Origin of the sequence: Olsenella absiana, from assembly GCF_036408855.1 — a bacterium.
Lineage (GTDB): Bacteria > Actinomycetota > Coriobacteriia > Coriobacteriales > Atopobiaceae > Olsenella_K > Olsenella_K absiana.
Window position 1 is genome coordinate 182,559 of sequence record NZ_JAZGJQ010000001.1, and the last position, 13,003, is coordinate 195,561.

The 13,003-nt window shown below is 70.7% G+C and carries 11 protein-coding genes; 5 read left to right on the plus strand and 6 right to left on the minus strand.

Annotated elements, in window-relative coordinates; genetic code table 11:
• Positions 1 to 40 precede the first annotated feature (40 nt).
• A complete protein-coding gene (locus VXJ25_RS00745) occupies positions 41 to 406 on the plus strand; it encodes an ArsR/SmtB family transcription factor (RefSeq protein ID WP_330957295.1) in 366 nt (121 codons plus the stop codon).
• 76 nt (positions 407 to 482) lie between these two features.
• On the opposite strand, the gene VXJ25_RS00750 is transcribed toward VXJ25_RS00745, so the two are convergent.
• The 6 genes from VXJ25_RS00750 to serC form a co-directional block, all read right to left on the minus strand.
• Positions 483 to 1,913, minus strand: a complete 1,431-nt coding sequence (locus VXJ25_RS00750; protein ID WP_330957296.1) for an ATP-binding cassette domain-containing protein — start codon at positions 1,911 to 1,913, stop codon at positions 483 to 485.
• On the minus strand, positions 1,906 to 2,982 hold the full coding sequence (locus VXJ25_RS00755; protein WP_330957297.1) for an ABC transporter substrate-binding protein: 1,077 nt from the start codon (positions 2,980 to 2,982) through the stop codon (positions 1,906 to 1,908). Before VXJ25_RS00755 ends, VXJ25_RS00750 begins: the two co-directional genes overlap by 8 nt.
• An 83-nt stretch (positions 2,983 to 3,065) precedes the next feature.
• Positions 3,066 to 4,838, minus strand: coding sequence for a polysaccharide deacetylase family protein (locus tag VXJ25_RS00760; RefSeq protein WP_330957298.1), 1,773 nt, complete (start codon positions 4,836 to 4,838; stop codon positions 3,066 to 3,068).
• A 202-nt stretch (positions 4,839 to 5,040) separates the two neighbouring features.
• The gene (locus VXJ25_RS00765) at positions 5,041 to 6,273 is read right to left on the minus strand and encodes a DUF1015 domain-containing protein (RefSeq protein WP_330957299.1); all 1,233 of its coding nucleotides are present in this window, start codon (positions 6,271 to 6,273) and stop codon (positions 5,041 to 5,043) included.
• Positions 6,274 to 6,376: 103 nt separating this feature from the next.
• Positions 6,377 to 7,561 carry a 3-phosphoglycerate dehydrogenase family protein gene (locus tag VXJ25_RS00770; protein ID WP_330957300.1) on the minus strand — a complete coding sequence of 395 codons (1,185 nt, stop codon included), beginning with the start codon at positions 7,559 to 7,561 and terminating at the stop codon, positions 6,377 to 6,379.
• A gap of 69 nt (positions 7,562 to 7,630) precedes the next feature.
• Complete coding sequence (gene serC, locus VXJ25_RS00775) at positions 7,631 to 8,725, minus strand: 3-phosphoserine/phosphohydroxythreonine transaminase (RefSeq protein WP_330957301.1); 1,095 nt, start codon at positions 8,723 to 8,725, stop codon at positions 7,631 to 7,633.
• A 119-nt stretch (positions 8,726 to 8,844) separates the two neighbouring features.
• Between serC and VXJ25_RS00780 the strand changes: the two genes are divergently transcribed.
• The 4 genes from VXJ25_RS00780 (at position 8,845) to VXJ25_RS00795 (ending at position 12,913) form a co-directional block, all read left to right on the plus strand.
• Positions 8,845 to 9,549: an HAD family hydrolase gene (locus tag VXJ25_RS00780; RefSeq protein WP_330957302.1), complete on the plus strand. Its 705-nt coding sequence runs from the start codon at positions 8,845 to 8,847 to the stop codon at positions 9,547 to 9,549.
• A gap of 175 nt (positions 9,550 to 9,724) precedes the next feature.
• The gene (locus VXJ25_RS00785) at positions 9,725 to 10,099 is read left to right on the plus strand and encodes a phasin family protein (protein WP_330957303.1); all 375 of its coding nucleotides are present in this window, start codon (positions 9,725 to 9,727) and stop codon (positions 10,097 to 10,099) included.
• A 3-nt stretch (positions 10,100 to 10,102) separates the two neighbouring features.
• Complete coding sequence (locus VXJ25_RS00790; protein WP_330957304.1) at positions 10,103 to 11,860, plus strand: ABC1 kinase family protein; 1,758 nt, start codon at positions 10,103 to 10,105, stop codon at positions 11,858 to 11,860.
• A 129-nt stretch (positions 11,861 to 11,989) separates the two neighbouring features.
• A complete protein-coding gene (locus tag VXJ25_RS00795; RefSeq protein ID WP_330957305.1) occupies positions 11,990 to 12,913 on the plus strand; it encodes an SPFH domain-containing protein in 924 nt (307 codons plus the stop codon).
• Positions 12,914 to 13,003 lie beyond the last annotated feature (90 nt).

A 13,003-nucleotide genomic window follows, 5' to 3' on the forward strand; every position in this document is an offset into this window, starting at 1 on the left:
AGGAGACGGGGGCGCGCGGCGCCCCGGAGGGAGCGTGAGCGTGGACGACGTGAGGAAGTGCGCGGCGGAGGTGTCCGGTCCCGAGGGGATCGACCTCGAGGAGTACATGCGCGACGAGGACACCGTCTACGCCGCGACCCAGATCTTCGACGCCCTCTCCGACTACACCCGGTTCCAGATCCTGGGCGCGCTCTGCATGGGCGAGCACAGCGTCGGCGAGCTGCAAGACGTCTGCCACGTCTCGCAGTCGGCCATCTCGCACCAGCTCAGGCTCCTGCGCGACCGCGGCCTCGTGCAGGGGCGCCGCGACGGCCAGCGCATGCTCTACTCCCTGGACGACGACCACGTGAGGACGCTCATCTGCGTCGGCCTGCGCCACGCCGGCGAGGCCGCGGGGAGGGGCTAGGCGGGAGGGCCGGACCATCCCGAGGGGGTGCGTGGGCCGCGCGCGGACGCCCCTGCCGGTGGCATGCGCCGGCCGCCTACGCGGGCCTCACGGGGCCTGCCGTGCCGCCGAGCGCCTCCACGCGCGTCGCGCCGAGCAGCCTCGCGTCCTCGGGGTCGTGCGAGGCCACGAGCAGCGTGCGGCCGGCGAGCAGGCGGTCGGCGAGGGCGGCCACCTGCCGCCTGCTCGCGCGGTCGAGCGCGGCGAAGGGCTCGTCGAGCAGCACCGCCTGGGAGGGGTGGGCGAGCGCGCGCACGATCTCTACCCTGCGCCGCTGCCCGCCGGAGAGGCCCCTCACCGGCCTGCCCAGCGCCTCGGCGGGCAGCACCTGGGCGAGAAGGTCGTGCGCCCCGCGCTCCCCCAGGGTCCCCGCCGCGAGCTCCACGTTCTGCTCCGCCGTCATGCCCTCGACGAGGGCGGGCGCCTGCGTCACCACGGACACGTGCGCCGGCGAGTCGACCTCGCCCGAGAGGGGCTCGACCATGCGCGCCACGGTCTCGATGAGGGTGGTCTTGCCTGCGCCCGACGGGTCCGAGAGGATCGTCCGGGAGCCGGCGGAAAGCTCGAGCGAGAGCGCCTTGGCGACCACCGAGGCGGGGCCGTGCCCGAGGGTCGCGCCTTCGAGCCGGATGGGCGCGGGTCCCGGCGCCGCCACGGCCGCGCCGCTCGCGCCGGCGCCGGGGCAGCGGGCGGCGAGCCTCAGGGCGAGCGGGCCGGTCGCGGCGAGGCAGCGCACGAAGACGCGCTCGCACGCCCACGAGAGGGCGACCACGGCGAGGGTCCAGGCGAAGAGGTCGCCCGTCTCCAGCAGGAGCTTGGCCTGGTAGATGCCCTCGCCCATGGAGCCGCGCGGGCTGCCGATGAGCTCGGCCGCCACCCCCGCCTTCCACGCCATGCCGCAGGCGTTGCGCGAGGTCGCGACCAGGTAGGGGAGGAGCTGCTGCCAGTCGTCGGCGAGAAGGCGCCTCCAGGCGGGCACCTCCATCGCGCGCAGGACGCGCCCGAGGCCGTCGTCGCGCGCGCGGATGGCCTCCACCACGCTCAGATAGACCGGCGGGAAGACGGCGAGGAACACCGCCACGACCGACACCTGCCGGGAGCCGACCCAGAGCAGGAGCAGCACGATCACGCAGACGATGGGAACGCTCTTGAGGAGGAGCACGGCGGGCTCCAGAAGCTCGAGGAGCCAGCGCCGCCCGCCCGCCACGAGCCCGAGCGCGAGCCCGAGGCAGAAGGCGAGCAGGAACCCCCCGGTGACGCGCGCGAGCGAGAAGCCCACGCGGGCCCAGGAGGCGGGCTGTGCCGCGAGCTCGAGGAGGCGGAGCACGACGTCTGCGGGCCCCGGCAGCAGGAGGTCGTGGCCGATCCCCATGCTCAGGAGCTGCCAGGCGACGAGCCAGGCGACCACGGCCGCCGCGCGCCGCGGGGCGGCCGTGGCGTCGCGGTCGGGTCGTGCGCGGCTAGGCACCGTAGTAGAAGTCGTCGCCCGGCAGGCTGCCGCCGACGGAGCCGGGGTTCGCCCCGAAGAGGACCTCGAGGTAGCCCTCGAGGGCGTCCTTCATCTCCGCGCCCGTCTCGCACACGACGTGGCAGCCGGGGATGGCCTTGGCGGCGACCTGCTCGGAAGGCACGATGCCGGCCTTCACGACGAGCGGCGCGGCGGAGGCGGGGTCGGCGTTGACCTTGTCTACGGACTCCTTGTGGCGCTGGAGGAAGTCCTTCACGGCGTCGGGGTGCTCGTCTGCGAAGTCCTTGCGGACGACCGTCGTGCCCAGGACGTACTGGCTGCCGTCCTTCACGTACTCCGCCCACACGTCGGCGAGCGCGACGGGGGCCGAGAGGGCGTCGTTCTTGGCGAGGGTGGCCGTCGTGAACGGCTCGGGCAGGATGCCCACGGCGTTGGGGTCGGTCGCAAGGAGGGACGCCACCTCGGTGTGCTCGCTCTTGAACTCCACGGTCACCTGATCGGCGATCCCTGCCGCGTCGAGGAGGTAGTCGAGGGTGTACTCGGGGCTCGAGCCCTGGCCGGAGAGGTAGACGGTGCGGCCGGCGAGGTCCGAGAAGCCCTTCACGCCCGCGTCGCCGGTCACGACCGAGAGCACGCCCAGGGTGTTGACGTCGATGGTCAAGACGCCGCCGCCCGTCTTGTTGTACAGGACCGCCGCCGCGTTCGAGGGCACGCAGGCGATGTCGACGTCGCCCTGGATGACCTTGGGGAGAAGGTCGTCGGGCGAGGAGACGACCTGGTAGCTGTACCTGATACCGCTGGTCTCCGCGGGCGTGGTGGGCTCGTCGCCCTCCGGCACGCCCGAGGTCGCGTCCATCATCTCCACCAGGCCGATGGTGGTCGGCCCCTTGAGCGAGGCGACGCGGACGCAGACGTCCTCGCCGGCCGCCGCGGCGCCCTGCCCCTGCGCGCCCTGCTGTGCGGAGCCGCCGTCCGCGCCCGCGCTGCCGCAGGCGGCAAGCCCCAGGGCCGCGGCGCCGGTGCCGAGGGCCCGGAGCAGGGCCCTCCTCGTCAGGTTAGCGTTCAGCATGTGGGTCTCCAATCGACGAGCGCCGGGACCCAGGGCCCCGGCGCACCTTTGTTCGAACTTCAAATGTAACAGAGTCGCCAGCGCTAGGGGATGGCGTTGCTCGCGCTGTCGCTCGCGACCTCGGTCGGCCAGACGGCGTCCTCGGGCATGGACGCCGAGCCGGACGCGATGTCTGCGGGCACCGTGGGGTCGGAGGCCATGAGCTCGGAGATCGTGACGAAGCGGTAGCCCGCGTTCTGCCACGCCTCGATGATCTGCGGCAGGGCCTCGACGTCCTGCTCGCGGTTGCCCCCGCCGTCGTGCATCAGGATGATGGCGCCGGAGTACATGTCCTTCGTGGCGTTGGAGACGATCTGGGACGCGCCGGGGCGGCGCCAGTCCTCGGAGTCGTGCGACCAGAACACCGCGGTCGACATCTGCCCGCCGGAGTAGAGCCACACGTTGGTGTTGATCGAGCCGTAGGGCTGGCGGATCGTCGTGGTGGTGACGCCGGCCTGCGAGAGGGCGGAGAAGGACTTGGAGAGTTCCTCCTTGAGGTCCGACTCGCCGAGCTTGGTCAGCTGCTTGTGGCTCCAGGTGTGGGAGCCGACCTGGTTGCCGTCGGAGACGACGCGCTTGACCGCGTCGGGGTACTCGCCCACCTGGGGCCCGAGCATGAAGAACGTCGCGTGGGCGCCGTACTTCTCGAGGATGTCGAGGTACTGGTTGGTGTAGGGGTCGGCCGGGCCGTCGTCGAAGGTGAGCGCCACGAGCTTCTCGTCGTTGGCGGGCGTGATGTTGGCGCGCGTCACGACGCAGTCCTGGACCTCCTGGACCGTGACGTCGGCCGTCTCGCCGGACTCGGCGCCCTTGCGGGTCTCGACCTTGCTCGGCTTGCCCCACTGCGAGACGTAGAAGATGACGCCGCCCTTGCCCTCCATCTTGAGCTTGGGCTGCTCGGAGGTGGTGTTCACGACCTCGTAGTCCTCCGAGACGTCCGCGCCGTCGGAGAAGTCTATGGACTCGCCGCCCTTGACCCGGTAGCTCGTGGCGTCCGCGTAGGAGAGCTGGTTGCCGTCGACCGTGGCCTCGAACTTGTCGCCGCCGCCGGCCTTGAGGACCTTGCCGGAGACCGACACGTAGTCGCCGGCGGAGACGCCCGCGCCCTTCTCGCTCGCGACCCTCTCGAGGCTGGAGCCGACGGTGATGCTCGTGGGGGTGCCGTCCACGGTGACGTTGACCGGGCGGTGCGTCCAGAAGAGGACGCCGGCCACGACCACTGCCGCGACGACCGCGAGGCCGATGAGCGCGGGGCCGTGGGAGGTGCGCACGCTGGGCGCCTGCCCTCCGCGCGCACCGCCCTCCCCGGCCGCGGGCACGAAGCCGGTCCGCGGGGCCGCCTGGGTGCGGCGGGCCGGCTGGCGGCCGGTCGTGGGCCGCGCCGCCTGCTGCGGCCGGCCGGCGGCCCCGTCAGGGCGCGCCTGGCGCGCCGGGCGCCTCGCGGGCTCCATGACGCGGCGCTCGCCCGTGGCCGTGGCCTGCTGCGGCCGCGCGGACGGACGCTGGTGCCCGTGCTGCTGCGACATGTGCTGCTGGGGTGCGGCCTGCTGCGGCCTGGACTGCTGGGGTGCGGCCTGCTGCGGCCTAGGCTGCTGGCGCTGGGCGCCTGCCGCCTGCGCCGGGCGCTGCTGGCGCGCGTGCGCCGCAGGGCGCGGGGAGGGCGTCTCCGCCCCCTGTGCTGCCTGGTTGCTTCCGTAGGCGCGATGGTGCGCCCTGTGGACGGGGATGGGGTCCGCGTTCTCGTAGGGGTTGGACCCCTGGCGTCTCGGGCCGGCGCCTGCGCCGGGCCTTCCCGTCCCACCGATGCTGCTGCTCATAGGTGCCCTGCCGCCCTTCCATCCCCGAGGTACGGGGAAGCTCGCGTAAGGATTCTCGGTGCAGGCTCTGATACTAGACTGTTTCAGCGTACTTTGTCGGGGGTTGGGCGCCTCTTGACGATTTGACCAATATCGGCACCGCCCCCCCCGCGCCGGGCGGGGGGCGTCGAGCGACGGGCGGGGAGCGGTGCGGCGCGGGCGACTACTGGTCGATCCTGCGGACGACGAGGCCGCTCGGGAGCTTTGGCTCGAACCAGGTCGACTTGGGCGGCATGGTGCCGCCGGCGTCCGAGACCCGCATGAGGTCGTCCATCGTGGTGGGGAAGAGCGTGAAGGCGACGCCCTCATCGCCGGCTGCCGCCTCGAGCGCGGCCGGGCCCTCCGACTCGCTCAGGAAGCGCATGCGCGCGTCACGGCGCGGGTCCTGGACGCCCAGGATGGGGCCGAGGACCTCGTCCTGCAGGACGGAGACGTCGAGCGAGGCGGCCGCGTCGGCGTCGCGCGCGCCCGGCTCGCGCCCCCAGGCGAGCTCGTGCCAGCGCCCCGCGAGGTAGCAGCCGAAGTGGCCGCGCTCCTGCGGCCTGACGGGCTCGTCGCGCGCCTCCGATACGGAGAAGCCCGCGCGCTCCAGGCGCCCGAGGAGCTCGGCGGGTGCGAGGCCCGCGCGATCGGTCACGGCGCGGTCGTAGGCGAGGATCCTGAGCTGGCTCGCGGGGAAGAGCGCTGCGAGGAAGCTTCCCGCCGCGCCCGCCTCGCCCCGCTCGGCGCGCCTCCTCTCGCACACCCGCGCGGCCGCCGCCGCGCGGTGGTGGCCGTCGGCGATGTAGGCCTTGGGCACGCAGGTGAAGGCGGCCTCGATCGCCTCGGTCGCGGCGGGGCGAGCGACGCGCCAGACGAGGTGGCGGACGCCGTCGGCCGTGAAGTCGTAGAGGGGCTGGGCCTGCTTTGCGCTGCCCAGGATGACGTCGAGCGCGAGCTGGTCGGGGTAGGCGAGGAGCACGAGGCCGGTCTGGGCTCCCGTCGCCTCGATGTGCCGCACGCGGTCGAGCTCCTTGTCGGCGCGGGTCAGCTCGTGGCGCGCGACCGTGCCGTCGAGGTAGTCGTCCACCGCGACGGCGCCGATGACGCCCGTCTGGCGCCTGCCCGCGCTCTGGAGCTCGTAGACGTAGAAGCACGGCGTCTCGTCGGAGAGGAGCGTGAAGTCGCGCCTCCGCTCGAGGAGCAGCTCGCGGGCGCGCTCGTAGACCTCGGGCGCGTCGGGCGCCACGTCGGCGCAGAGGGTGGCGTCCGGGCGGTCGACGGCGAGGAAGGAGGAGGGGTGCGCCTCGAGGTAGGCGGCGGCCGACGCGCGGTCGAAGACGTCATAGGGGGGAGACGCGACCTCCCCGACTCGCTCGGGGTTCGCCCTGAGGCACTTCAGGGGCTCGACGCGCATGGGACACCTCCTAGACGAGGGCGCGCCGGCGTCTGCCGGCGCGCGTGGCCATCTGTACCTTGCATCTAGAGTCTAGCGGTGCGGGACCCGCCAGGCGATGGCGCTACCTTCCGCCGACCAGGTTGCGGACGCGGTGCATGCCGTCGATCGCCATGAGCTTCTCGCGCGTGGCGTTGTCGATCACGCCCGTGTAGTCCATGACCGTGTAGGCGTTCTCGCCGGCCTGCTCGTTGGCGAGGCGCTGGATGTTGGCGTTGGCGTCGCCGACGATGCCGGTGATGCGGCTCAGCATGTTGGGCTTGTTGTCGTGCAGGCAGGCGATGCGCCCGTCGAAGTGGCACGGGCCGAGGTCGCAGTCGGGGTAGTTGACCGAGTTGTGGATGATGCCCAGCTCGAGGTACTCCTTCATCTCGGTGATCGCCATGTGGGCGCAGTTGCGCTCGGCCTCGTTGGTGCAGGCGCCCATGTGGGGCGTGACGAGGGTGTTCCTCATCTTGAGCGTCTTGGGGGTGGCGAAGTCGGTGCAGAAGCGCGAGAGCTGGCCCGTCTCGAGGGCGTGCGCGACGGCGTCCTCGTCGACGATGTCGGCGCGGGAGTAGTTGAGCAGCATCGCCCCGTGGTTCAGCTTGCCGAGCATCTCCTCGTTGACCATGTGAATCGTGTCCTCCTTGGAGGGCACGTGCACGGTCACGTAGTCGCTCTCGCGGAAGAGGTCCTCAAGGCTCGACACCATCCTGACCTTGGTCGACACCTTGAGGGCGTGCTCGACGGAGAGGTAGGGGTCGTAGCCGAAGACCTTGGCGCCGAGCTCGACGAGGCTGCTCGCCACCTTGGAGCCGATGTTGCCGAGGCCGACGACGCCCACCTTGCGGCCGATCAGCTCGCGGCCAACGAAGGCCTTCTTGGCCTTCTCGGCGTCCTTGACCACGTTGGGGTCGCCGGCGTGCTCGCGGCACCAGTCCATGCCGGCCTGCGTGTTGCGGGAGTTGGCGAGCATCATGCCGAGCACGAGCTCCTTGACCGCGTTGGAGTTGGCGCCGGGGGCGTTGAAGACCACGACGCCGCGCTTGGCGAGCTCCTCGCAGGGGATGTTGTTGACGCCGGACCCGGAGCGGGCGACCACGCGCAGGGAGTCGGGGAAGTCGAGGTCGTGGATGTCGGACGCGCGCACGACGATGGCGTCGGCGACGGAGAGGTCGAAGGTCGACTCGTAGCCCTCGCCGAGGTCGCACGGGGCGTCCTTCGTGATGTCCTTGGTGATGTTGTCCAGTACGCGCACGTATCGCATGATGGCTCCTCCTCGCCGCGTGGCGGCGTCCGCTTGGTCTTGTGTCCGGGTCGCTCGTGCCCCTTCGCGCTAGGAGCGGCCCGCGTAGGCCGACTCGAAGTCGCGCATGTAGGCGACGAGCGCCCGCACGGCCTCCTCGCTGACGGCGTTGTAGCAGCTGGCGCGCATGCCGCCGACGAGGCGGTGGCCCTTGATGTTCACGATGCCGCGCTCCGCGGCGCCCTCGACGAAGGCCGCGTCCAGCTTGGGGTCGCCCGTGCGGAAGCACACGTTAGAGATCGAGCGGGAGGCGGGCTCGACCGTCCCCTCGAAGAGGGAGCTCTGGTCGAGGTAGTCGTAGAGCAGGTTGACCTTGGCCCAGTTGCGCTGCTCCATGGCCTCCAGGCCGCCCGTGCGCTCGATCCACCTGAAGACCTTGCCGCACAGGTAGATTCCGAAGGTGTTGGGCGTGTTGTACATCGAGCCCTTGTCGCACTGGAGGCGGTAGCCCAGGTACTGGGGGGTCACGTCGGCGAGCGCGGGGCCGTCCCCCACCAGGTCGTCGCGGACGATCACGACCGTGACGCCGGCCGGGCCGCCGTTCTTCTGGGCGCCGGCGTAGATGAGGCCATAGCGGCTGACGTTGAGGGGCAGGCTGAGGAAGCAGCTCGAGACGTCCGAGACGACGGGGACGGAGCCCGTCTCGGGGACGCCGCGCCGCATGGTGCCGTAGACGGTCTCGTTCTGGCAGACGTAGACGTAGTCGAGGGTCTGGTCGGGAAGGACGTCGAGCTCGGGCGTGCGCGAGAAGCCCGACTCCTCGCCCGAGGCGAGCACGTCGGCGCGGCCGAAGCGCGCGGCCTCCTTCCAGGCGTTGCGGGACCAGTTGCCCGAGACGACATAGCCCGCGTGGCGGGTGCGCATGAGGTTCAGCGGGACCGCGGAGAACTGCAGCGTCGCCCCGCCCTGGAGGAAGAGCACGTGGTAGTCGTCGGGGATCTTGAGCAGGCGCCTCAGGGTGGCTTCCGCATCGTCGATGATCTCCTGGAAGGCGGCGGAGCGGTGGCTCATCTCGAGCACCGAGTAGCCGAGCCCCTTGTAGTCGAGCAGCTCACCCTGCGCCTCCTCGAGAACCTCGAGGGGCATCGCCGCAGGCCCAGCGGCGAAGTTGTACACACGTGACATGGGCTTCCCTTCACGAGCCGCGAATTTTCCCGTTTATAGCACAGCAGCCGAGGGCGTAACGAAAGCGTTACCGTAAGGTGTCAGACTGGTCGCACGCAGGTCCGGGTGATGGGGGAGACATGCTGAGCGTGATGGACGAGGAGGTGGCCGCGACCGTTCCCGGCCGCAGGCTCGTGATCTTCGACTTCGACGGGACGGTGGCTGACACCAAGCCCTGCATCGTCGAGACGGCCCGGCGGGTGCTGCTCGACTTCGGCATGGCGGAGGAGGACCTCGGCGACCTGGGCCGCCTGGTGGGGCCTCCCTTCCCCTACGCCTACACGCTGGTCTACGGCCTCTCCGAGGCGGACGCGGCGGAGGTCACGCGCCGCTACCGCCAGATCTACCGCAACCTCGGCCCCGAGGCCTGGCCCGCCTTCCCGGGCATGAGGGGGCTGCTCTCCTCCCTGCGCTCCGCGGGGCGCCTCGTGGCGGTCGCCTCCTCCAAGAACCAGCCCCTCCTCGAGCGCTGCATAGAGGGGCAGGGCACGGGCGACCTCTTCGACTTCGTGCGCGGCAAGCAGAGCGACGCCATGCGCTCGAAGACCCAGCTCATAGAGGCCGTCCTCGAGCACTTCTCCCTCGGGCCCGACGAAGCGGTCATGGTGGGCGACAGGAGCTTCGACGTCGAGGGCGCCTCCGGTGCCGGCGTGCCTTGCGTGGGCGTCACCTACGCGGACACGGGCGACCTCGCCGAGCTCGCGGGCGCGGGCGCCGTCGAGGTTGCCGGGAGCGTGGCCGAGCTCGGGGAGGCCCTCATGGGGGAGGCCGCCCCGGGCGTGTAGGGGACGCCCGGAGGTCGTGGGCGGCGCCCGGCGCAGCGCGGGGCCGCCGCTGCACGCCCGGGCGTTCGGCGGTGGCCGCCGCTCGTCGCCGGGCGTGCATGTTTTTCTCGCAAATGGAGATACTAGAGTCCAAGTTCCTCTCGCCTGCGGCCCTCGTGGCCGGAAAGGGGTCATCATGGCTGTATTCGATCCGATGGACATCGTCCGCAAGACCTTCCTCGCCGGCGTCGGCGCCGTCGCGACCGGGGCCGAGAAGTCCCAGGAGCTCGTGGGCGACCTCGTGAAGAAGGGCGAGCTCACCGTCGCCCAGGGCAAGGCCCTGAACGAGGAGCTCACGCGCAAGGCCACCGAGGCCTTCAAGGACAGCGAGGGCGCCGTCCTGCGCTCGCACCTCGAGACCATGAGCGCCGAGGAGCGCGCGGCCTACGCCAAGAAGGTCTCCGACATCATCTCCGACCTCGACACCGCGGAGCGGGAGACCAAGGTGGACGCGGACGTCGAGGACGTCACGGACGCCGAGGACGTAACGGACGAGGGCGCGGACAAGTAGCGCGTGGCGACGGAACGAGACCAGAGGGAGGCCCCCGGCGGGGGTCAGGCGCCGGACGAGGTGTCCGAGACCTTCCGCGACTGGTACGCGTCGATGCTCGGCAGGACCGCCGAAGAGGATCCCACGATAGGGCTCTTCGGCGGTCGTGACGACTCGGCTCGCTACGGTCTCGGGAGCCGCAGCCGGGTGCGCCGGATCGCCGAGATCGTCTCCATCGTCCGCAGGTACGACATCCTCCACGGTCTGACGCCGGTGAGCTTCAGGCAGATGCTCGAGGAGCTCGGCCCCACCTTCGTGAAGGCGGGCCAGATCCTCTCGATGCGCTCTGAGATCCTCCCGGAGCCCTTCTGCCGCGAGCTCTCGAGGCTGCGCACGCACGTGGAGCCCATGGACCGGGAGGTCGTCCTCGCCACGCTGCGCGCGGAGTACGACCGTCCCATCGAGGACATCTTCGACGCGATCGACGACGTCCCCCTGGGCTCCGCCTCCGTCGCCCAGGTCCACAAGGCCCGCCTCGTCACCGGCGAGACGGTCGCGGTCAAGCTGCAGCGCCCCGGCGTGCAGGAGGTAATGGCGCAGGACATCGACATCATCCGCTCCCTGGTGAAGCACGCCGACCGGGTGGTGGGCAGCGAGCAGTTCCTCGACCTCGAGTCGGTGGTGGAGGAGCTGTGGCAGTCCTTCCGCGAGGAGACCGACTTCCTCGTGGAGGCCCGCTCCCTGGACGAGTTCCGCCGCAACAACGCCGACTGCGCCTTCGTGGGCTGCCCGAAGCCCTACCTCGGCCTGTGTACCCAGCACGTCGTGGTCATGGAGTTCGTGGAGGGCATCCCCATCTCCGAGACCGGGCGCCTCTCCGCCGCCGGCTACGACCTGGAGGAGATCGGCACCAAGCTCTGCGACAACTACGCCAAGCAGATCCTCGACGACGGCTTCTTCCACGCGGACCCCCACCCGGGAAACCTCATAGTCTCCGGCGGCAAGATCGTCTTTATCGACCTCGGCATCATGGGCAGGCTCTCGGCGCACGACCGCTCGGCGCTCAGGGACGTCGTCTACGCGGTGGGCGAGCGCGACACCGCGAGGCTGATGAACGGGCTCCTGCGCTTCTCGGTGCCCTCGACGGGTGGCGGCGTGGACCACGCGCACCTGCTCGAGGACCTCGACCTCATCATGGAGAACTACGGCACGGCCGACCTCGCCGAGCTTGACATCTCCTCGTTCGTGAACGCGATCATCTCGCTCGCGCGGCGCAGCGGCATCGAGCTGCCCGGCTCGGTGACCATGCTCGCGCGCTCGCTCGTGACCCTCGAGGGCCTGCTCGACGAGTTCCTGCCGGGCGTCTCCATGATCGAGATCGTCTCCGGCCACCTCAGGGCCCACCTCGACGTCGTCGACCTCACGGCCGACGAGCTCAAGTCCCTCGCCCGCGAGGGGCGCTCCGCGCTGCACGGCGCGCTCCGGGCCGTCTCGGCGGCCCCCCTCGCCATGAACATGCTCACCCGCGGCCAGCTGCGCATGAACCTCGACATCCCGGGCAGCTCCGACCCCATCGCGGACTTCTCGCACGCCTTCGACCGGCTGACTATGGGCATCGTGATCGCCGGCCTCTTCATCGGCTCCTCGGTCATCTACTACGCCAGGGTGCAGCCGGTCATCTTCGGCATCCCCGTGATCGGCTTCCTGGGCTTTCTCATCGCGCTGATCCTCGGCCTCTGGGTCGTGATCTCGATCATGAGGGACGGGCGCCGGCGTCGCTAGGGACGCGCGGCGGACCTCTCGTGGCGGGCTCTTGCGCCCGGGCGCCGGGTGGCCCATGATGTCCGAAGCGACACCTCGCACCAGAGGTGTCGGAGAAAAGACGCCATGCGTCCCTGCAAGGAGGCCACCATGACCATATTCCTCGTGATCGTCCTTCTCGTCGTCGTTGCGGCGGTCGTGCTCTCCACCGCCTACGTCGTCCGCCAGCAGCACGTCGCCATCATCGAGCGGCTCGGCCGGTTCGCGGGTGTCGCGGGCCCGGGCTTCCACGTGAAGGTCCCCTTCATCGACCGCACCTTCGACGTCGACCTCATGACCGAGGACGAGCACATGACCTTCGACGCTAAGACCTCGGACAACGTGACGATAGAGCTCGACGTCTCGATCCAGTACCACGTGGATTCCTCCGACCTGGGGCAGGGCGAGGGCAGCGGCGTGTGGAAGAGCTTCTACACCCTGAAGGACCCGGTCGCCCAGATGAAGGACTACCTGGCCGACGCCCTGCGCTCGCAGATACCCAACCGCTCCCTCGACGAGGTCTTCTCCGAGAAGGACGCGATCGCCCAGTCCATAGACCAGGTCGTGGCGAAGAAGATGCTCGGCTACGGCTACGTCCTCGTGACCACCCTCATCACCTCCATCCGCCTACCGAAGGAGGTCCAGGAGTCGATGAACCGCATCATCGCCTCCAAGAACAACCTCGAGAGCGCGACCAACGACGCCAACGCCGCCCGCGCCAAGACGGTCATAGCCGCCAAGGCCCGCGCCGAGGCGATGGCCGCCGAGGGCAAGGGCATCGCCGACCAGCGCGTCGCCATCGCCGAGGGCATCAAGGAGTCCATCGACACCATCAAGGGCGCCGAGATGACCTCCGCCGAGGCCAACCGCCTCTTCGAGTACACGCAGTGGGTCGACATGATGAACGCCTACGCGCAGAGGGGCGCGAGCACGGTGGTGCTGCCGAGCGGCTTCGAGTCGGCGGCCAGCGTGTTCGAGCAGGTCCTCGCGGCCAGGCAGGCGCCGCCCGCAGGCGGGGCGAAGCCGGACGCCTAGCGAGCGCGCGCGGCTCCGCGTGACCGCGTGCGCCCCCGTGGTCTAGAGTGGGTGCGTCCCGGCGGGCCGAAGCGCCCGGCCGGGCGTCGC

Bases quoted from the DNA above. Each gene is read 5' to 3' on its own strand.
- VXJ25_RS00795 (WP_330957305.1), top strand. From the start codon at position 11,990: ATGACCATATTCCTCGTGATCGTCCTTCTCGTCGTCGTTGCGGCGGTC.
- VXJ25_RS00760 (WP_330957298.1), bottom strand. From the start codon at position 4,838: ATGAGCAGCAGCATCGGTGGGACGGGAAGGCCCGGCGCAGGCGCCGGC.
- serC (WP_330957301.1), bottom strand. From the start codon at position 8,725: ATGTCACGTGTGTACAACTTCGCCGCTGGGCCTGCGGCGATGCCCCTC.
- VXJ25_RS00785 (WP_330957303.1), top strand. From the start codon at position 9,725: ATGGCTGTATTCGATCCGATGGACATCGTCCGCAAGACCTTCCTCGCC.
- VXJ25_RS00770 (WP_330957300.1), bottom strand. From the start codon at position 7,561: ATGCGATACGTGCGCGTACTGGACAACATCACCAAGGACATCACGAAG.
- VXJ25_RS00780 (WP_330957302.1), top strand. From the start codon at position 8,845: ATGCTGAGCGTGATGGACGAGGAGGTGGCCGCGACCGTTCCCGGCCGC.
- VXJ25_RS00755 (WP_330957297.1), bottom strand. From the start codon at position 2,982: ATGCTGAACGCTAACCTGACGAGGAGGGCCCTGCTCCGGGCCCTCGGC.
- VXJ25_RS00765 (WP_330957299.1), bottom strand. From the start codon at position 6,273: ATGCGCGTCGAGCCCCTGAAGTGCCTCAGGGCGAACCCCGAGCGAGTC.